Origin of the sequence: Massilia solisilvae, assembly GCF_024753215.1 — a bacterium.
Classification (GTDB): Bacteria; Pseudomonadota; Gammaproteobacteria; order Burkholderiales; family Burkholderiaceae_D; genus Telluria; species Telluria solisilvae.
Genome location: NZ_JANUGV010000012.1, coordinates 16,052 through 35,898 on the forward strand (window position 1 = coordinate 16,052; position 19,847 = coordinate 35,898).

A 19,847-nucleotide genomic window follows, 5' to 3' on the forward strand; every position below is an offset into this window, starting at 1 on the left:
TCCTTATGCCAGGGTCTTGGCCGCGTCCTTGATGGCCGCGCGGATTCGCTGGTAGGTGCCGCAGCGGCAGATGTTGCCGCTCATGGCGCTGTCGATATCGGCGTCGGTGGGCGCCTTGTTGGTGCGCAGCAGCGCGGTCGCGCTCATCACCTGCCCGCTCTGGCAGTAGCCGCACTGGGGAACGTCATGCCTGACCCACGCATCCTGCACCGCCTTGCCGACCTTGTCCTGCTCGATGGCCTCGATCGTGGTGATCTTCTGGCCCACCGCCGCCGAGATCGGCGTGACGCAGGAACGGACCGGGTTGCCGTTCAGGTGCACGGTGCAGGCGCCGCACAGCGCCGCGCCGCAGCCGAACTTGGTGCCGGTCATGTTGAGGTTGTCGCGCAATGCCCACAGGATGGGCGTGGACGGGTCGGCGTCGACCTGCACGTCGCGCCCGTTGACGTTCAGTTGGACCATGCTTCTCCCCCAGTGATGGTTGTTTTTGTTACTTCAGCGTTGCCAGCTTGGCTTCCAGCGCTTTCTGGTCCACGGCGCCCGGGATGCGGCTGCCGTCGGCAAAGAAGATCGCGGGCGTGCCCTGGATATGCAGCTTCTGGCCCAGCGCCAGCACCTTGTCGTTCGGCGTCTGGCAGTTCTCCGGCGCGGCCGGGGCCTGCTTCCCGTTGATCATCCAGTCGTCCCAGGCCTTGGCGCGGTCGGCCGAGCACCAGATGTTCTTGGACTTGGCCACCGAATCGTCGGACAGGATGTTGTACAGGAAGGTGTAGATGGTGATGTTGTCGGTGTTCTTGAGCGTGGTCTGGCGCAGGCGCTTGCAGTAGCCGCAGTTCGGGTCCTCGAACACCGCGATCACGCGCTTGCCGTCGCCCTTGACCTGCTTGATCGCCAGGTCCAGCGGCAGGTCGGAAAATTTGATCTTCTGGATGTCCTCGATGCGGGCACGGGTCAGGTCCTGCGAGGTCTTCACGTCATAGATGTGGCCGATGACCAGGTACTGGCCGGTCTTGTCGGTGTACAGGATGTCGCCGTTGACGCGCAGCTCGTACAGCCCGGCATACGGGGTCTCCTTGACCGATTCGATCTTGGCGCCACCCAGGCGCGGCTCGACCGCCTTGCGAATGCTCGCTTCGGTCGTGTTTTCGGCGCCAACGCAGGAGGCAATCAGGCCCGTCGCCATCAATACGGCGAGCTTTCGCTTCAACATATGTATTCCTTAATGAATGAGTTACCTGCCCATCGCGTGGGCAATCAGCCGCCGCTTTACCATCGGCAATTTATCGAGCAAGTTTAACCCTAAATTGCGGATCACTCGCACTGGCTCAAGATTCGCGCCAAACAGGCGCTCCAGGCCATCGGTGGCCAGCTGCATCAAGAGCACGTCTTCCTTGCGGGCGCGGGCGTAGCGGGCCAGCACGCGCTCGTCGCCCAGGCTGCGGTGATCCTCGCGTCCGGCCAGCACCTCGAGCAGGTCCACCACGTCGCCAAAGCCCAGGTTCATGCCGTGGCCGGCCAGCGGGTGCACCGCGTGCGCCGCGTCGCCCAGCAGCGCCACGCGCGGCGCCACGATCGAATGCGGGCGAATGATGACCAGCGGGACGGCCTTGACCATCTCCGGCTGCAGCGGCTTGAGGCAACCGAGCTTGTCCTCGGCAAACTCGCCCAGGCGGATCGCCAGCTCGCCCTGCGACTCGCTCATCAAGGTGTCGGCCAGGGTGTCGGGCGCGGACCAGACCAGCGAGACGCGGTTGCCCGGCAGCGGCAGCAGCGCGACGATGCCCTCGTCGCAGGTGAACCATTGGTAGGCCACGCCGTGGTGCGGCTTTTCGCAGGAGAAATTGGCGACCACGCCGCGCTGGTGGTACGAGCGGTAATCGATGCCGATGCCGCACTGGCCGCGCACCCACGATTCGCGCCCGTCGGCGCCCAGCACCAGCTCGGCCTCGATGACCGTGCCGTCGTCAAGCCGCACGCTGGCGCCATCGTGGCGGGCCGCCAAGCTCGCCGCGCGGCCGCTGACGAGTTGCATGTTGGGCGCGAACTTGAGCGCGGCGTCCAGCGCCTGCATCAGGTTGCTGTCCTCGACGATCCAGGTCAGCGCGCCGGTGTGGGCGCTGAAGGCGTCGAACGACAGGCCGCCGGCGTTCTCGCCGTCGCCATGCACGATCATGGAATCGACCGGCGCCACGCGCGACAAATCGAGCGCGCCCCATACTTTGAGCGACGAGAGCAGGTTGTGGGCCGTGTGGTTGAGCGCATACACGCGCACGTCCCACGGACGCTCGCCGCCGCTGGCCTCTTCCTTCGGCCCCGAGCGCGCGGGCGGGACCAGCAAGGTCACGCTGTGCCCGGCCTGTGCGAGCCCGAGGGCCGTGGTTTTGGCGATGGCGCCGTTGCCAACGATGCAGACGTCGCTGCGGTACTGTGCGGAGGAAGAGGTCGAGGTAGTCATAGCGTTCATTATAGCGACTCGGCCCCGGCGGGCCGTCCGCGGGCGCGTCCCGGGCGATGAGAAAGTTTCAAGCGGGACTTGCAGAGCGCAAATCCACTGGCTATAATCATGCCTCTCTTGGCCTGGTAGCTCAGTTGGTAGAGCAGAGGATTGAAAATCCTTGTGTCGGTGGTTCGATTCCGCCCCGGGCCACCAAAGATTAAAAAAAAACGCCGACCTTCCGCAGGTTGGCGTTTTTTTTCGTCAATTTCCGCGACGCGGCGGCTGGCTGTCGAAGAACCGCCAGATCGCAGCGCTCGCGTCCAGCGCGGTCGATGCCGCTGCCTTGCCCTGCCGTACCCGGTCCGCGCCGGGCCATGAATGGCCGCCGGTGTCGGTCACGCACAGCTGGACCTGTGCCCCGCCGGCGCAATCCTGATACGCCTCGCAGTAGGCGCCGGGGACCTGCAGCACCCGCTGGGCCCTGCCGCTGCACTGGTCGCGCTGCACCCAGCCCGCAATGGTCTGCGGCACCGACACGAAATCCATCACACTGCGCTGGTCGCGAAATGCGCCCGGGCCGGCGCCGCCGTCGAACAGCACATGGTCGTCGTCGCGGGCATGGATGTGCAGTACCGAGACCGGCCGCGACGGGCTGCAACGCAGGGTGGCATCCGGCCCGGCGACCGAGGCGACCGCCCGGAACAGGTCCGCCGCCTCGCAGGCCAGCCGGTGGGCCAGCATGCCGCCATTGCTCATGCCGATGGCGAAAACACGGCGCTCGTCGATGGCATAGCGTGCCTTGATCGCGCCCACGACCGCGCGCGCAAAACCGACGTCGTCGCTGTCCTGGTCGCGCGCGTAGCCGCAGCAGGCTCCCGCATTCCAGGTTGCCAGCCGGCCGCCGGGCAGCCTGCTGGCGCCATTGGGAAAGGCGACGAGAAAGCCGCTTTGGTCGGCCTGGCCCTGCAGGCCGTACCGGGCGTCGTCGGCCATGAAGTCGGCACTACCGCCACCTCCGTGGAAGGCCAGCACCAGCGGCGCCGGGCGGGCGGGATCATATCCGGCCGGCACATGCACCAGCACCTTGCGGCCCTGCACCTGGATTTCCTGCAGACCGGATGCCGCGCCGCGGTCGGCGCGCCGCTGTTCGAGGCGATGCCGGATGTTCTCGCCCGGTTGCTCCGCCCGCGCGGCGGTGGACGCCAGCAGCGCAGATGCGACCAGGCAGTACGGCACGAGGTGGTAGCGAAACTTCATGGACGGGCTCCTTCGGTGTGTCTCCCATAAATATTACCAAGAAGAAAGTTTTTCGCAATACAATCAAGCTCTGTTCAATAACGGGGCGTGCCGTGAACGAGGAAGAATTTGGCTGGCTGGTCAAGCGCCTGGAAGCGCAGTCGGCGAACTCGCCGCAGGCGTTCCGGGCCCGGGTTCTGTTGATGAGCGTGGCCGCCTATGTGGCCCTGTTCTGCGTCCTGTTCCTCAATGCGGCGCTGCTGTATGGCGCCGTCGCCTGGTCGCGCGAGCACGGGGTGAACCGTGTCGCCATCGCCGCCGGCATCCTTGGCCTGATGGCGCTGCCGATCCTGTACGTCACGCTGCGTACGCTGGCGATGCGCCTGTCGCCGCCGCAGGGCCGCGCCATCATGCGCGCGGACGCGCCGGTGCTGTTCGAGCTGCTCGACAAGATGCAGGCAAAGCTCAAGGGACCCACCATCCACCATGTGCTGGTCGATACCGACTACAACGCCGGCATCGTGCAGCTGCCGAGCTGGGGCCTGGTCGGGCCGAGCGTGAATTACCTCGTTCTCGGCCTGCCCTTCCTGTTCGGCCACAGCACCTCGGGCATGCAGTCGGTCGTCGCGCACGAATACGGCCACCTGTGCGGCGCGCACGGGCGGCTGGGCAACTGGGTATGGCGCCAGCGCCTGATCCTGCACAAGGTGCACGAGCGGGTGGATGCGGCCTCGGAAGCATCGGTCTGGTATGGCTTGCTGCTCAAGCCGCTCGATGCCTTCATGCCCTACTTCGACGCCTGCAGCTTCGTGCTGCGCCGCCAGCACGAATACGAGGCGGACCGCACCTCGGCCAGGCTCGCCGGCGCGGACGTGGCGGCCGCCAGCCTGGTGCGCACCGAGCTGCTCGCCACCTGGTTCCACACCCAGTTCTGGTCCACCCTGTACCGCCAGGCCGACACCCGCGAACGCCCGGGCTTCATGCCGTACAAGTCGTTCGCCACGGCGCTGCGGATCAGCCACGACGAATGGGCGACACAGGAGCGCCTGAAGGGCGCCTGGCAGTACGAGTCGGGCTACGACGACACCCATCCCTGCCTGCGCGAGCGCGTGGAGGCGCTCGGCCAGCAGCCGGCGCTGCCGCAGCCGCTGGCGCGCAGCGCCGCCGTGTCGCTGCTGGGCGAGCTGGCCAACCAGCTGGCCGAGGAATTCGACCAGGCATGGTGGCGCGACCATGGCAAGGACTGGGGCGAGCGCTACCGCCGCGTGACCCGGTCGCAGGCGCGCCTGCGCGAGCTCGATGCGGCGCCGCTGTCCGCCCTGCCCCTGCACGAACTGCAGGAGCTGGCGGTGCTGAAGGTGGAGTTCGACTCGGCGCAGGCGGCCAAGCCGGTGCTGGCGCATCTGCTGCGCCAGGGCGGCGGCCCGTTCCCGAAGGCATCCTGCATGTACGGCCAGATCCTGCTGGACGAGCGCCGCCGCGAAGGACTCGACTACCTGGCCGAGGCGGCGCGCCATGACCGCCGGCTGGCCGGCGAGGCCCTGCACGCCGGCTTCCAGTTCCTGCTCGCGCACGAGGGCGAGGCGCGCGCGCACCAGTGGGTGGGACAGATCCAGCAGGCGCAGGCGGCCTGAGCGCAGGGCCCGGCGGCTCCTGGGGCTTGATGGCGAACACGGTCGACGCCGCCGAACCACGGCACGCTCGGCCGGTCGAACGATGACCGTCACCATCGAGCTCACGGAGGACGTCATGAACTCGCAGATCACCAGTTGGGGCGCTTCGCTGATGGCCTCGCTGTCCGCAGCCATGTCGCTGCTGTTTGCGGCCGTTCCGCGCATCATCGGCTTTCTCATCATCCTGGGCATCGGCTGGCTGATCGCCTCGTTGATCGAAAAGGCGATCGTGGCGCTGCTGCGCGCCGTCCATTTCGACGGCTTTGCCGACCGCGCCGGCATGGGGCCGATGGCGCAGGCGCTGAAGCGCTCGCCGTCCGGCGTGCTGGCCGGGATTGCCAAGTGGTTCGTGCGGCTGATCGCGCTGGTGGTCGCGTTCGACGCGCTGGGCGTGCCGGCGGTGTCGCAGGTGCTGCACCAGCTGCTGATGTGGCTGCCCAACCTGGCGGTCGCCGTGATCGTGCTGGTGATCGGCGGCATGGCCGCCAATGCGGTGTCCGGCATCGTGCGCGAGACCGCCGCCAAGGCCCGGCTGGAGCGTCCGGAACTGGTGGCCACGGCGGCCCGGTGGGCGGTGTGGGGCTTTGCGATCCTGGTCGCGGTGTACCAGATCGGGGTGGCCAGCACGCTGGTGGACATCCTGTTCATGGCGCTGGTCGGGGCGGTCGCACTGGCCATCGGCCTGTCGTTTGGTCTCGGCGCGCGCGACACCGCCGGGACCATCGTGCGCAATTTCTACGAGCGCAACCAGGGCGCGACCGGGCGCGTGCGGCAATCGATCAGTGCAGCCAACGAGTTGCCATACAGCGGCGTCGAGCACCGGCACGGGCTGGTGGACCGGCGCAGCGGCAACGGCCGCCGCGCGGCAACCTGAACTACGGGCCCGGGTGCGGATTGTCCGGCAGCGACGGGATCGCGCGCAGGTATTCGTACATCGCGGCCAGGTCGGCCTCGGTCTTCTTGCCGAACGTTGGCCACGGCATGACCTGCAGGATCTGGCCGGCCGGGTCCTTCGGGTTGTGGCCGCTGCGCAGGGTCTCGATGAATTCGCGCCGCGTCAGGCCGGCCGGCTTGCCGGCGTGGTCGGGCGTAAGATTCGGCGCGGTGATTTCGGGACCAAAGGTGCGCCCGCCGGACAAGTACTCGGACGCATTGATGATCTCGCGCTGGCCCTGGAACGGGTCGCCGCCGGGCAGGTACGAAGGATGGCTGTGACAATCGATGCAGCCGCTGGTGTTGACGATGTAGCTGCCCAGCCCGACCAGGGCGCGATTCTTGTCTTGCAGGTTGAGCTTGACGCCCGGCGGAACGATCTCGTAGCCGCGTTTGATCTGGTGCTCGAGGTAGTCGTCCTTGCGCATGTCATTGGCCGGCCAGGCGAACGCGGCGCTCAGGGCCAGGCACAACGCGGCGCCGATCCCCAGTACTTTCTTCATGTGGCTTCCTCCTGACGAAGAGACGTGAACCGTCGCACGGGACGGCGCCACGCCAGTCTAGACAGTTGTAGCGGAAAGTTTTCGCCCTCGGGCAGGATGCTTGAGCTTGCTCAAACGGCAACTTCCGTCAGCGCCGGCGGCGTCTCCGGCTGTCTGCGAAAACGGAGAAACATTTACGACAACCTGCCGAACGCGGCCTGCGATAATGGCGGTTTTGGGCTGTATTTACGGGATATCGCCATGATCAGAAAGACCCTCATCGCCGCGCTGTGCGGCATCGCCCTGGCGCCGCTCGGCGCCCATGCGCAGTGGCTCGACACCTTGAAGAACGCTGCCGCCCAGGCCGCCGTGGGCGCGGTGCAGAAGATGGTGGACAAGCCGGCAGCCGAGCCGCAGGAGCGCAGCCCCGCGGCCGCGCCGGCGACACGCAATGCCGATGCCCCGGCCACCGCCGGCGCGCAACGCCCTTCCGATGCGAGCGCGGCCCCGGGTTGCCGCAAGCTGAAAGGCAACGTCCTGCCGCCGGTGGGCGCCCGCCCAGCGGATTTCAAGCCCGAGGTGCTGTGGCCCGAAGAAACCCAGTGCAGCTACTACAAGTTCGCCGACCTGAAATTCGACGCGGCGCGCGACATGAAGAAAAAGTTCGAGAACGCGAGCAAGGTGCCTTGCAGCGATTGCGAGGGCGGCTACAGTTTCGACGCGTGGGCGCACTTCGCGGTGGTCAAGGGAGGCTCCAGCAAGGAGAAATTCGACGCGATGCTGCTGGCGCTCAAGCCTGGCCAGCACATCGACTGGAAAGGGGCCAAATTCCAGGGCCAGGTGCTCCTGAGCGGCGAACAGCCGGTCGCCGGCTTCCCGTGCAAGCAGTTCCACTGGATCCTGAAGGACAAGGCCGGCGCCCAGGTCGCCGAGCGCGAGGGCATGTACTGCGAATACAAGGAAGAGTATTCGACCACTGCCAGGTGGCACGAGATTCTCTGAACGCCGGACCGTTCCCGATCCGGCCGGAAGTCCGCGCGCCCCACCGGGGGGCGCGGCGTCCTTACCAGAAAATCACGCGTTGCTCGGGCGCGAGGTACATCTTGTCGCCCGGCTTGACCTCGAAGGCCTCGTAGAAGCCCGGATGGTTGCGCAGGCTGCCGTTGACGCGGAATTCTGACGGCGAGTGCGGGTCGGACTTGACCTGCGCGATCAGCGCGGCCTCGCGCGCCTTGCCGCGCCGGGCCTGGGCCAGGCCCATGAACAGGCGCTGCTCGGCCGTCATGCCGTCAATCACCGGCGCCGGCCGGCCGGCCAGGTAGATCTGGTAGGCGCGGCTGGCCATGATCGCGCCGGCATTGTCGGCGATGTTCTCGCCCAGCGTGAGCTGGCCGTTCAGCTGGTAGCCCGGCACCGGGCTGTAGCTGCCGTACTGCTCGGCCAGCAGCTTGCCCTTGGCGGCAAATTTCTCGCTGTCTTCGCTGGTCCACCAGTTGCGCAGGTTGCCGTCGCCATCGTACTGTGCGCCCTGGTCGTCGAATGCGTGGCTGATCTCGTGGCCGATCGAGATACCGACCGCGCCATAGTTGACGGCCGGTTCGGCGTCGGCATCGTACAGCGGCGACTGCAGGCGCGCGGCCGGGAACACCACCTCGTTCATCTCCGGGCTGTAGTAAGCGTTGACGGTCTGCGGGGTCATTTCCCATTCGCTGCGGTCCACCGGCTTGCCCAGCTTGCTCACCTGGAACTGGTGCGCGAACGCGCGGGCGCGCCGCACGTTGCCCACCAGGTCGCCCGGCTTGACCACCAGCGCCGTGTAATCGCGCCATTTGTCCGGGTAGCCGACCTTGACGTTGATCTTGGCCAGCTTGACCTGGGCCTGCTTCTTGGTCTCCGGCGTCATCCATTCGAGCGTGTCGATGCGCTCCTTGAACGCGGCCAGGAAGTTCTTCACCATGTCCTCGACCTGGCGCTTGCGCTCGGCCGGGAAGTACGCGTCCACGTAGGCCTTGCCAACCAAGAAGCCCATGTCGCGGTTGATCTCGGCGATCGCCAGCTTTTCCAGAGGGCGGTTGACCTTGGCGCCGGACAGCACGGCGCCGCGGAACGCAAAACTCTCGTCCACGAAGGCCTGCGACAGGTAGGGCGCGTAGGCGGCGAGCAGGCGGAACTGGAAGTACGCCTTCCAGGTCTCGACCGGGGTCTTGTCGATGAGCGCCGACAGGCCGGAAAGATAACTCGGCTGGCTCACGTTCACGGCCGCGGCCTTGCCGCCCACGCCGCTTGCCTTCAGGTAGGCGTTCCAGTCAAAGTTCGGCATCAGCGTTTTCAGCTGGGTTACCGTCATCTTGTTGTAGCCCTTGACCGGGTCGCGGTTCTCGACCGCGCTCCACTGCACGCGGGCGATCTCGGTTTCCAGCGCGACGATGCCGGCTGCCTCGCTGGCAGCGTTGGCGTGGCCGGCCAGCGCCAGCATGCGTTCGATGTGCTGCTGGTACTTGGCGCGCACGTCGGCCAGGCGCTTGTCGTCCTGCGCCAGGTAATAGTCGCGGTTGGGCATGCCCAGGCCGGACTGGTTGATGTCGGCCAGGTAGTGCGTCGAATCCTTGTTGTCCTGGTGGACCGACAGGTGCAACGGGCCGCCCGCGCCGGCGATCTCCAGCTGCGCCATCAGCGGCGCGAACCGGCGCTTGTCGCGCAGCGCGGCGATGGCGTCGAGCTCGCGCTGGAGCGGGCCCAGCCCCAGTTCGTTGCGGTGCGTCTGGTCCACGTAGCTGTTGTAGAAATCCCCCATCTTTTGCGCCGGCGAGCCGGGCTTGGCCTGCTTGTCCTGTGCCGCCTGTTCCACCAGCGTGCGGATCTGCTGCTCGACATGGTCCTGCGCGACATTGAACGCGCCCCAGCTCGAGCGGTCCGACGGGATCTCCACATCCTTGAGCCACTTGCCCTGCGTGTAGCGGAAGAAATCGTCCTGTGGGCGCACCGTGCTGTCGAAGGCGGCCACGTCCACGCCGGCGCGCTGCGCTGCGACCACCGCCGCCGGAGCGGTCGAGGCGGCAACGCTCGCCGGGCCGGCCGCATGCGTGGCGCCGGCGAACAGGCCCACGATCAAGGTACTGCACAAGGTGCGCTTCATGTTTGTCTCCTGGTTGAGCTTTTTGAACTGGCTGGATGCTAATGCAAAAGCAAAAGTGTGCCAAGGAAACATCGGTATGTATGACAGCTTCGGTACACTTGCTTGACTTCGAGCGCACTCCAACTTCTACGATTCCCACCATGACCGCCGCACTGACCATCCAGCAAGCGGCCGCAGCCTGCGGCCTTTCCGTGCACACCTTGCGTTACTACGAGCGCATCGGCCTGATCCGGCCGGTGGCGCGCCGCGCCAATGGCCACCGGCGCTACCGCAGCGAGGACATGGGCTGGATCGCGTTCCTGCTGCGGCTGCGCGCAACCGGGATGCCGGTGGAGAAAATGCAGCGCTATGCGCGCCTGCGCGAAGCAGGCCAGGAACTGGGCAGCATCCGCGAGCGCCGCCACATGCTCGAAGAGCACGCGGCGGCCGTGCAGGCCGAGCTCGATGCGCTGGCCGAGACGCTCGGCTATCTCCACCAGAAGATTTCCCTGTACGGCGACATGGAACACCAACTCACAGAAAGGGAAGAAAATGGAAACACGCTACGAACGGGGCTGGCAACGCCTGAAGGAAGTGGACGGCAAGGCCGGTGAACAGGTGGTCGCGGCGCTTGCCGATTGCTGCCCGGACCTCGGCCGCTACATCGTCGAGTTCGGCTTTGGCGACATCTACTCGCGCCCGGGCCTCACCCTGCAGCAGCGCGAACTGGCCACCATCGCGGCACTGACCGCGCTCGGCACGGCGACACCCCAGCTCAAGGTGCACATCGCCGCCGGCCTGCACGTGGGACTGTCGCGCGAGGAAATCATCGAGGCGATCTTGCAGATGAGCCTGTACGCGGGCTTTCCGGCGGCCCTGAACGGGGTGTTCGCGGCGCGCGAGGTGTTTGCCGCCCACGACTGACAGCGCGAGCGTGCCGTGCCGCGCGCTTCGATATAATCGTGGCAAGGCCGACCGGCCGGTCAGCTCGGGCAGCAAGCCGGGCGGCGGACACCCCTGCTCACAGCCAGATCATGCCCCAATTGCTGCTCACCCCGATCGTGTTCCTGCTCACCGCCGTGCTGCTGGTGCCGCTCGCGCAGCGGCTGCGTCTCGGCTCGGTGCTGGGCTACCTGGTTGGCGGCTGCCTCATCGGGCCGTGGGGCCTGGCCCTGGTCAAGGGCGTGGACCTGATCAGCCACGTGGCCGAGATCGGCGTGGTGATGATGCTGTTCCTGATCGGCCTGGAGCTGCAGCCGGAAAAGCTGCTGGCCATGCGCACCCTGGTGCTGGCCGGCGGCGCGTTGCAACTGGTGGCCTGCGGCCTGCCGCTGGCGCTCGGGGCCTGGCTGCTCGGCATGCCGGGCACGGCCGCGGTGATTGCCGGCGCCACGCTGGCCTTGTCCTCGACCGCGATCGCGGTGCAGAACATGCAGGAGCGCCACCTCGACCACACCCCGGCCGGCACCGCCGCGTTCGCGATCCTGCTGTTCCAGGACATGGCCGCCATTCCGCTGCTGGTGATCACGCCGCTCCTGGGCGACGGCGCGGCGCAGACCGCGTTCAATGCCCCGCTGGCGGCGGCCACCATCGCGGCCATCCTGGTGGCGGGCCGCTACGCGATGCCGGCGGCGTTGCGCCTGATCGCGCGCACCCGGCTGCGCGAGATCTTCACCGCCTTCGCACTGCTGCTGGTGCTGGGCATCGCCCAGCTGATGACACTGGCGCGCCTGTCGATGGGCCTGGGCGCCTTCCTGGCCGGGGTGCTGCTGGCCAGTTCCGAATACCGCAAGGCGCTCGAGACCGACCTCGAGCCGTTCAAGGGCCTGCTGCTCGGCCTGTTCTTCACCTCGGTCGGCATGTCGGCCAACCTGGGGCTGCTGGCCGAGGTGCCGGGGCAGGTGCTGCTGCTGTCGGTGGGCTTCATGCTGGTCAAGATGGCCGTGCTGGGCCTGGTGGCGCGGCCGATGCCGATCGCGCCGGCCCAGCACTGGCCCTTCGCCGCCCTGCTGTCCCAGGGCAGCGAGTTCGCCTTCGTCGTGTTTGGCGTGGCGCGCACGGCCGGCGTGATACCGGCGCGCTGGGGCGAGCTGCTGGTGCTGATGGTGGCGGTGTCGATGGCGCTCACGCCGCTGGCCGTCACGGCCGGCAACGCGCTCGGCAAGACCCTGCACTCGCCCGCCGCACCGCCGCCGGACACCATCGAGCCGGAGGGCGCGCGCGTGATCGTGGCCGGCTTCGGCCGGGTGGGCCAGATCGCGGGGCGCCTGTTGATGGCGTCGGGCATCAAGGTCACGGTGCTGGACAACGACCCGGACCTGATCGAGACCGTGCGCCGCTTCGGCTACCGCGTGTTCTACGGCGACGCCACCCGGCTCGACCTGCTGCGCGCGGCCGGGGCCGGCCAGGCGCGCCTGCTCATCAATGCGATCGACGATATGGAGGCGAACCTGGCGCTGACCGACATCGTCCGCCAGTACTTTCCGCATCTGAAGGTGATCGCGCGGGCGCGCAACCTGACCCACGTGTACGAGCTGCGCAACCGCGGCGTCGACCTGGTCGAGCGCGAGACCTTCGAGTCGGCCCTGATGCTGGGGCAATGGGCGCTGGAGCAGATGGGCGTGGAGCCGACAATGGCCGAGCGCGCCCGCCTGAAGTTCCGCGACCACAACCTGGCGACCATCGAGACCATCTACCCGCACTACCAGGACGAATCGGCGATGATCTCGATCACCCAGGCCGCGCGCGACGAGCTGGCGCGCTCGTTCGAGCAGGACCGGCTGCGCCTGCGCGAGGGCGAGGACGGCCGGGCCTGACCGCCCGGTTCATCATGGCCTCCTCGACAAGCGCCCAAGGGACGCATAGGCGTTCGACCATTGCCTGCTCCACCTTGCCGCGGCCCTGCTGGGAAGCATGGCCGCCAGCACCGCCGACGCGCGCGCGGCCAGCAGCGCGAACAGGTAGATCGCGCCGATCACCAGCGCGAACGCCAGCAAGCCGCCGGCCGAGGGCTGCGCCGCCAGCGGCAAGCCCAGCCACGCGTTGGCCAGCGCGACCGCGAACGCCATGAACGGGAATTGCGTGGCATACAGGGGCAGCCCGAGCCCGGCCAGCGCGCGCCGCAGCCGCGCCGCCGTACCGGGCCGCGCGCGCCGCCCCCGGCTGCCGTACAGCGTGGCCAGGAACACGGCAAGCCCGGCCGCCACCATCAGGTCGAGCAGCAAGCGCAGCAGCGAAACGTAGGCCGGCTGCAGCGACGCCAGGCGTGCGCCGGCCACCCGTGAAGCGAGCAGGACGGCGAACAACAGCGCGGCGCCGGCCCAGCCTGGCACGCGGCCGCGCCAGCGCGGCGCCCACGCCGCCACCGCAAGGCCAAGCAGCCACGCGGCCAGGTAGCCCAGGTAGCGCGGCGCGACCAGCACCAGCGCGGCCGCGAGCAGCGCCGCCACCGCACACCCGCGGCGCAGCCCGGACGGCCCGAACGAGAACGCGGTGGCCAGCACCACGTAGGCCCAGGCCTCGTAGGCAAGCAGGAACAGCATGGCGTTGCTGCCAAAGCCCGGAACAACGATGTCCTGCAACAGCAGCAGGTTGCCAAACAAGACAAACGGCGTCAGGTGGGTTGGCGCGGACTGGGGCAGCGCGGCATACACGCCCGACCCGGCGAACAGCGCGCCGCCGGCCACGTCGAGCAGGCCGCCCGCTGCCAGCGCCGGCACAAGCAGCAGGTAGGCCTTGCGCCCGTTGCGCCACAGGTCGGGCCGGGGATCGGCGCCGCGCCGCCACCGCGACAGCGGCAGGCCGCCGAGCAGCAGCCCGCTCAGGACCATGTAGGCGATGAAGGATTCGTGGCCCAGGCTGGTGACGAAGTAAAACAGCCGTGTCAGGATGCCCTTGTGCGCGACATGCCCATAATTGGCGAACAGCAAGAACCGGACGTGGTAGCTCACGGCGATCAAGGCGGCGAGCCAGCGCAGCGTTGCAATCCTGGAGAGGAACAAGCTGTTCACGGTCTTTCGTCCATGAGGTCGGGCCGGCGACGGCGGCCCGCATGGGTTCACGCTATCACCCGGCCTGCTCGTCTGTTTGATCCCGATAGACGTGTGCGCGTGAACTGCGGGGCCGGGCCCACAGTCAAGCCGGTTTGGCCATCGCCATTCCTAGCCAGGCAACGCCATCACAGCCATATCCTGCACAGGCAATGCCCGCTCTTCCCGAAGAAGTTGTTCGAACGCGTCCGCAGCGAGAGGCTGGCTGAAGTAATACCCTTGCATCTGATCACAGCCGTGCTGTCGCAGGTACGTCAATTGTTCCTCGGTCTCGACGCCCTCTGCAATCACTTGCAGGCGCAGTCCATGCGCAAGCGAAATGATCGAGCGCACCAGTTCGGCGCCGTCACTGTTGAGCGTGATGTCGCGCACGAAAGATTGATCGATCTTCAGCAAATTGATGGGGAAGCGTTTGAGGTACGACAGGCTGGAGTATCCAGTCCCGAAATCGTCCACAGAGAGATGCACGCCCAGTGCCTTAAGTTCACGCAACACGCCAATGGCGAACTCGACATCGGTCATCACCATGCTCTCCGTCAGCTCAATATCCAGATGCTGGGCAGACATGCCCGTGTCAGTCAAAATGGCTGCGATCGATTGCGCCAGGCCGCGATCGGCAAACTGCCGGGCAGATAAGTTGACTGCGAGGCGCAGCGCAGGCAATCCGGCAAGCTGCCAACGACGATGTTGCATGCAAGCGGTACGCAGCACCCACTCCCCGATCGGCCCGATCAATCCGATCTCCTCGGCCAGCCCGATAAAGCGAGCCGGCGAGACCATGCCAAGTTCCGGGTGCTGCCAGCGGATCAGTGCCTCCATACCGACGACCTTGCCGGTACGCAGATCGAGTTGCGGTTGATAGTGCAGCAGGAATTCGCCGCGTTCCAGCGCATTGCGCAGGTCGCCTTCGAGGCGCAGTCGCGCCAATGCCTTTTCATTCAAGGACGAGGTGTAAAACTGGAAGCTGTCGCGTCCGGCTCCCTTGGCGCTGTACATGGCGATATCGGCATGCTTGATCAAGGTCTCCGCGTCCCTGCCGTCCGCCGGATAGACTGCGATGCCCATGCTACAGGTCAGGAAGAATTCGTGGCCACCAACAATAAAGGGCGGGGCAACGACGTCCATGACGCGCTGCACAAGCGCGGTCTCAAGCGATGTGTCGGCGTGCTCCGCCAATACCAGGACAAATTCGTCGCCGCCGAGGCGGGCGACAGTGTCGGTGTGGCGAACCACGCTGCGCAGGCGCGTCGATACCTGTTTAAGCAAGACATCGCCGGCCTGGTGACCGAGCGTGTCGTTGACGAACTTGAAGCGATCGAGGTCCAGGAACACCACCCAGACCGGTGTATTGTCGCGCGCTGCGGCTGCAATGGCCTGGTTGAGCCGTTCCTGCAGCAGGTTGCGGTTGGCGAGCATGGTGAGGGCATCGTGATTGGCCTGAAGCTCGAGCTGCTCTTCATAACGCTTGGTGGTCGTCACGTCATATTTGGCGCCGACGAAGTGCGTGACTGCGCCAGTCTCGTCCCGTACCGGGGCAACGTGAACGTCGGTCCAGAACATCGATCCGTCGCGACGATAATTCCGTATTGTCACGTGCCCTTCCTGTTGCGCACGAAGGAGCCTGCGCAGTTCCTTCAATCCGGCCTGATCCTTGTCGTTTTGATGAAGCACCCTGAGGCTTTTCCCGGCGATCTCCTGGGCCGAATAGCCTGTCATGCGCTCGAACGCAGGGTTCACATACTCCACCGGATAGTGCGGCGCTGCTGCGCTGGTGATGACGATGGCGTTCGGACTCGCTTCGATGGCACGTTGACGCAGATGAAAGGCCGCCTCCGCAGCCAGCTTGGCACTGCGATGGCGCAGGAACTGCATCGCGACCGCCACCGAGTTGGCCAGCCCGGTCAGCAGATCCACCTCTTCCGCATCGAATGCATCCGGCTCGGTTGCGTACACGTTCAGCAAACCGACAGCCTGGCCGTCATGCACCAGCGGGAGCGTGATTTTCGAATTGAAGCCACGGCGTAAGGCTTGCTCTCGCCGCGGGCCGAATTGCGGGTCGGATTGCAGGTTGTTGATGATCGTCGGGCGGCCCTCGCGCAGTGTCGTGCCGATGGTGCCCGTCCCCATGACACCGGCGCGCAGCTCACCTTCGATACATGCCAGGTAACCGTCGTGTTCGCCGGCGATACCCGCCGGTTCGACGCCGCCGTCCCGTACCAACAAGCCGGACCACGCCAACCGGTATCCCTCGCGTACGACCACTTCGCAAATACCCTGCAACAGTGCGTGTTCATGCGCAGCGTTGGCCAGTTCCTTCTCGCAGGCGTGGATGGTACGCAGCGCACGGTTACTGCGACGAAGCGACTCTTCCATCTGGCGCTGCTCGGTGACATCCCGGCCGAGACAATCCACGCGCCCCGGCTTGGACAAGGTGCCTGGCACATAGTGTGCCTCATAGTGCATCCACCGCACCGCGCCATCGGAGCGGACGATTCGGTAGAGCATTTCATCCTGCCCCTTGTCAGCCAGCCTCCTGACGGCGCGGATCACTTGCCTGCGGTCGGCCGGGTGCACGCAGCGCAACCACAGGCGCGCCCTGTCGAGGAAGGACTGAACGGTGCGTCCGTAGAGTCGTTCAACCGCAGCACTGACATAGCGCACCTCGCCGGACGAGGTGTCGAACGTCCACAGCACTTCGTCAATGGATTGAACGATGTCGTTGAGTTGCTCTTCTTTCGCCTGTAAGCTCAGGTACGCCTCGCGCATGCCGGCATCGGAAGCTTGCCGCGCCACGTTGAGCGAGCGCATGAAAAAGAACGCGAGAAAGCTGAGCAGGACACCTGCCAATCCGGCGACCGGAGGCAACCAGTACTGTGAACGTGTCTGGAACGTCGGCCGCATGGTCAGGCTGAGCTCCCACGTGGTACCTCCGAACGTCAGGTCGAAGGTACGCCGTAGCGGTGCACTGGCAGCGAGCGTCGTGCCTGGAACGGCAACATCATCTGGATTATTGCTGAAAATGAGCGTTTGCCCGGCATTCCCCGATCGCGTGGCAGACATGTTCGCTTTGTCGCGGATTGCAATGTCCAGATCGTCGAGCAGCTTGGCGCCAAAGACATTGCGCAGCATTTCGTCGACCCGGATGGCAAGGAAGAAGACCCCGGACAAGGCGTCGCGGCGGCCGGCCAGGGTAGCGGGTATGTCGCCGTGGTATATCGGCATATAGAAAACGACACCATCCACATCGCCTGGTTCGACAAACAGGCGAACCCGGCGGGTCGCCGCCCACTCGCCGGTATCGCGGGCGCGCTCGATCGCTTCGATCCTGCGCGGCTCCGTTGCATGGTCAAAGGCCAGCCCGTAACGATTCCGGGCCAGCGGTTCGATCGCCTTGACGACGAAGGCGTCCGCTGTCGGCAATGGGGCCGGTGGATGGATGACGGGCGGCTGCGCAAGCTCGTGCGCATATTCCTTGCGAATCGCCTGTTCGAATGGCGCCTTGCCGGCCGGGGCAAGGCGCGTGCTGAAACCGACCGCTTGCACGGCCGGCAACCGCTCGTTCAGCTTGAGCCAGGTGACACTTTGCCTGAACGAGGCCCGGGTCGGATGAGCAGTTGCGCGATACTCGGCCTGCAGGCTGCGTAAGGCTTCCGCGTAGGCACCAAGCTGGCGTTCCAGGTTGTGCTTGGCGTCTCTTGCGCGGATATCGAGCCGGGATTGGAGTTCCTGGTTAACGAGACGAACACCTGCCCAGTAAACGACAGCGGATGCCAGCAGCCCGACGACCAGGAATACCCGCGCACGGCGCAGCGCCTGACTCGATTTCGCATCTGCTTGTTTCATCGGAATTCTCGTATCTACTGAAAATGATCACCACACGGCAGGTCGCACCTGCCACCTGGCCGGTCTGCGCCCGCGTCGCCGTCGATCATGCAGAACCCTGCGCGGCAGGCTGCAGGGCCGGCGACCGGCTTGCCGAAAGTTGCCTGCGGTTCGACTGCGGCGCTCCGCGCCTTGGTGCGGACGAACCGTCCGCGACATTGGCGCTGATCTTGAACACCGCAACGGCGCGCGCGAGGCTGTGCGCTTTTTCCTCCAGCGCGGCAGCGGCCGCGGTCGACTGCTCGACAAGGGCGGCGTTCTGCTGCGTCACCTGATCCATTTGAATGATGGCCTGGCTGATCTGGCCAATGCCCGCTGTTTGCTGATCGCTTGCCGCGGTAATCTCGGCCATGATTTCCGTTACCCGCCGTACGCTCACGACGATGTCATCCATGGTGCTGCCGGCCTGTTCAACCAGCCGGCAGCCGGCATCGACCCGCTCGACCGAATCGCCGATCAGCGTCTTGATCTCCTTGGCCGCTCCTGCCGAACGCTGCGCCAGGGCGCGCACTTCGGCCGCCACTACCGCAAAGCCCCGTCCGTCCTCGCCGGCGCGCGCCGCTTCGACAGCAGCGTTGAGCGCGAGAATATTGGTCTGGAAAGCGATGCCATCGATCACGCCAATAATGTCGGCGATCGTTCTGGCCGACTCGTTGATCGCATCCATCGTTTTCACGACTTCACCCACGATATCGCCGCCCCTGAGCGCCACGTCGGAGGCCGAGGCGGCAAGCGCGTTGGCCTGCCGCGCACTGTCCGCATTCTGCTTGACGGTCGATGTCAGCTCTTCCATCGAGGCAGCCGTTTCTTCCAGAGAGCTTGCCTGTTCTTCAGTACGTGCCGACAGATCCCGGGTACCTGCCGCAATTTGTGCCGATGCAGCCGCGACTGTGTCGGTCCCGCTGCGCACTTCGCTGACCACGCCGAGCAAGCTGGCATTCATCTCGTTCAGCGCGTGCAACAACTGCCCGGTTTCGTCGGTCGATGCATCCTCGATAACGCTGGTAAGGTCGCCGGCAGCAACCGTCCTGGCGGCGCCGACGGCGCGATTGATGGGGCTGGTAATGGAGTGCGCAATCAGGAATGCGAACCCGAGCCCGCCAATCAACGCTCCGGCACCCAGCGCCAGCATTGCCTGTACTCCCGACCCGGATGCGCTTCTCACCCCGTCCGCGGCCGCCATCGCCAGATTCTTCTGCAGATCCTTCAGTTCAAGCACCGATGCCTGCAGCTTATCGAGGATTGGAAGCGTCTCTTGCAGCATCACCTGCTTTGCTTCGTCCGGCTTGCCGTCGTCGATGAATTTGCTGACTTTGCTAAATGACGCGACATACTGCGCGCGTTCGGACTTGACGGTCGCCAGCAGCTGTTTTTCGTTTGGCGAGTACACCAGACGTTCCAGCGTCCCCAGTGCCGCAACGATGATTTTCTTGTTGGCCTCGATGTGCTCATGGGTCTTGTCCCGATATTGTTTGTCAGGAACGAGGAACAATTCCATCGTGCGTCGCGTCTGCGCGCGGATCGTCGCATTAATGGTGTTTGCCGCATCGGCTTTCGCCCACTCGATGTCGATCATTTTCGTCGTCGACGCTTCGATACCGGAAAGCCGCGTCACGCCAACCACGACCAGCAAGACCAACAAACTGAGCACGATGCCGAAACCAAGTGCCAGGCGGCTTCTGATCTTCATATTGCTGATACGCATATGTCCTCTCAAAAAATTTCTGGTTCCAATGGCACGCTCATGCGATGCTCCCTGAAGACGAGCCTGGTCCAAAGCGCACATCCGGCAGTCGGAGGACGTGATGCGAGCCACGCATCAGGGCAGCACTGGGCCGAACAATGTGAGCAACCGGGCGTTGGCGAGCTGGGCTTTGATCTGTTCGAAAGCGGGGCGGGTCTTTGGTTTTCCTGCAAACGGCCGATAATGGGCAGCGTGCTCGCCACCCGCGACGACGCGCGCGTCGGTCGATTGCGACGCTACGGCGGACAGCTTGGATGTCGTCGGTTTAAAAGATGCATTTAAAGTATATGTTATAG

15 protein-coding genes and 1 tRNA gene are annotated in these 19,847 nt (G+C 65.7%); 7 read left to right on the forward strand and 9 right to left on the reverse strand.

What is annotated here, in order from left to right; translation table 11 throughout:
* Positions 1 to 3: 3 nt before the first annotated feature.
* From NX773_RS22910 to NX773_RS22920, 3 genes are read right to left on the reverse strand one after another with little or no spacing between them, the layout of a single operon-like run.
* The gene (locus NX773_RS22910) at positions 4 to 462 is read right to left on the reverse strand and encodes a (2Fe-2S)-binding protein (RefSeq protein WP_258858549.1); all 459 of its coding nucleotides are present in this window, start codon (positions 460 to 462) and stop codon (positions 4 to 6) included.
* Between the two features lie 28 nt (positions 463 to 490).
* The gene (locus NX773_RS22915) at positions 491 to 1,210 is read right to left on the reverse strand and encodes a DsbC family protein (RefSeq protein WP_258824624.1); all 720 of its coding nucleotides are present in this window, start codon (positions 1,208 to 1,210) and stop codon (positions 491 to 493) included.
* Positions 1,211 to 1,231: 21 nt separating this feature from the next.
* Positions 1,232 to 2,464, reverse strand: coding sequence for a UbiH/UbiF family hydroxylase (locus NX773_RS22920; RefSeq protein ID WP_258858550.1), 1,233 nt, complete (start codon positions 2,462 to 2,464; stop codon positions 1,232 to 1,234).
* A gap of 110 nt (positions 2,465 to 2,574) precedes the next feature.
* Between NX773_RS22920 and NX773_RS22925 the strand changes: the two genes are divergently transcribed.
* A tRNA-Phe gene (locus NX773_RS22925) sits at positions 2,575 to 2,650 on the forward strand.
* A gap of 48 nt (positions 2,651 to 2,698) precedes the next feature.
* On the opposite strand, the gene NX773_RS22930 is transcribed toward NX773_RS22925, so the two are convergent.
* Complete coding sequence (locus NX773_RS22930; RefSeq protein ID WP_258858551.1) at positions 2,699 to 3,694, reverse strand: extracellular catalytic domain type 1 short-chain-length polyhydroxyalkanoate depolymerase; 996 nt, start codon at positions 3,692 to 3,694, stop codon at positions 2,699 to 2,701.
* Positions 3,695 to 3,786: 92 nt separating this feature from the next.
* Here NX773_RS22930 and NX773_RS22935 point away from each other — a divergent pair, with 92 nt between their 5' ends.
* Positions 3,787 to 5,307, forward strand: coding sequence for a M48 family metallopeptidase (locus tag NX773_RS22935; RefSeq protein ID WP_258858552.1), 1,521 nt, complete (start codon positions 3,787 to 3,789; stop codon positions 5,305 to 5,307).
* A gap of 115 nt (positions 5,308 to 5,422) precedes the next feature.
* A complete protein-coding gene (locus tag NX773_RS22940) occupies positions 5,423 to 6,220 on the forward strand; it encodes a mechanosensitive ion channel family protein (protein ID WP_258858553.1) in 798 nt (265 codons plus the stop codon).
* A gap of 1 nt (position 6,221) precedes the next feature.
* Here NX773_RS22940 and NX773_RS22945 read toward each other — a convergent pair whose 3' ends face one another.
* Complete coding sequence (locus tag NX773_RS22945) at positions 6,222 to 6,782, reverse strand: hypothetical protein (protein WP_258858554.1); 561 nt, start codon at positions 6,780 to 6,782, stop codon at positions 6,222 to 6,224.
* Between the two features lie 240 nt (positions 6,783 to 7,022).
* Here NX773_RS22945 and NX773_RS22950 point away from each other — a divergent pair, with 240 nt between their 5' ends.
* A complete protein-coding gene (locus NX773_RS22950) occupies positions 7,023 to 7,763 on the forward strand; it encodes a hypothetical protein (RefSeq protein WP_258858555.1) in 741 nt (246 codons plus the stop codon).
* Between the two features lie 61 nt (positions 7,764 to 7,824).
* On the opposite strand, the gene NX773_RS22955 is transcribed toward NX773_RS22950, so the two are convergent.
* Entirely contained in the window at positions 7,825 to 9,897 is a 2,073-nt protein-coding gene (locus tag NX773_RS22955) for a M13 family metallopeptidase (RefSeq protein ID WP_258858556.1), read from the reverse strand.
* 140 nt (positions 9,898 to 10,037) lie between these two features.
* On the opposite strand from NX773_RS22955, the gene NX773_RS22960 reads away from it, so the two are divergent.
* The 3 genes from NX773_RS22960 to kefC all read left to right on the forward strand — a co-directional run bounded on the left by NX773_RS22960 (position 10,038) and on the right by kefC (position 12,692).
* Positions 10,038 to 10,490, forward strand: coding sequence for a MerR family transcriptional regulator (locus NX773_RS22960; RefSeq protein WP_258858557.1), 453 nt, complete (start codon positions 10,038 to 10,040; stop codon positions 10,488 to 10,490).
* Positions 10,429 to 10,800 (forward strand): carboxymuconolactone decarboxylase family protein, encoded by a 372-nt coding sequence (locus NX773_RS22965; RefSeq protein ID WP_258858558.1) that lies wholly within the window; start codon positions 10,429 to 10,431, stop codon positions 10,798 to 10,800. The genes NX773_RS22960 and NX773_RS22965 overlap by 62 nt, the downstream gene beginning before the upstream one ends.
* 110 nt (positions 10,801 to 10,910) lie before the next feature.
* Positions 10,911 to 12,692 (forward strand): glutathione-regulated potassium-efflux system protein KefC, encoded by a 1,782-nt coding sequence (kefC, locus tag NX773_RS22970; protein ID WP_258858559.1) that lies wholly within the window; start codon positions 10,911 to 10,913, stop codon positions 12,690 to 12,692.
* A gap of 12 nt (positions 12,693 to 12,704) precedes the next feature.
* Here kefC and NX773_RS22975 read toward each other — a convergent pair whose 3' ends face one another.
* The 3 genes from NX773_RS22975 to NX773_RS23590 form a co-directional block, all read right to left on the reverse strand.
* The gene (locus tag NX773_RS22975) at positions 12,705 to 13,886 is read right to left on the reverse strand and encodes a hypothetical protein (protein ID WP_258858560.1); all 1,182 of its coding nucleotides are present in this window, start codon (positions 13,884 to 13,886) and stop codon (positions 12,705 to 12,707) included.
* A 150-nt stretch (positions 13,887 to 14,036) separates the two neighbouring features.
* The gene (locus tag NX773_RS22980; RefSeq protein WP_258858561.1) at positions 14,037 to 17,768 is read right to left on the reverse strand and encodes a bifunctional diguanylate cyclase/phosphodiesterase; all 3,732 of its coding nucleotides are present in this window, start codon (positions 17,766 to 17,768) and stop codon (positions 14,037 to 14,039) included.
* A gap of 85 nt (positions 17,769 to 17,853) precedes the next feature.
* Positions 17,854 to 19,512, reverse strand: a complete 1,659-nt coding sequence (locus tag NX773_RS23590; RefSeq protein ID WP_307728779.1) for a methyl-accepting chemotaxis protein — start codon at positions 19,510 to 19,512, stop codon at positions 17,854 to 17,856.
* Positions 19,513 to 19,847 lie beyond the last annotated feature (335 nt).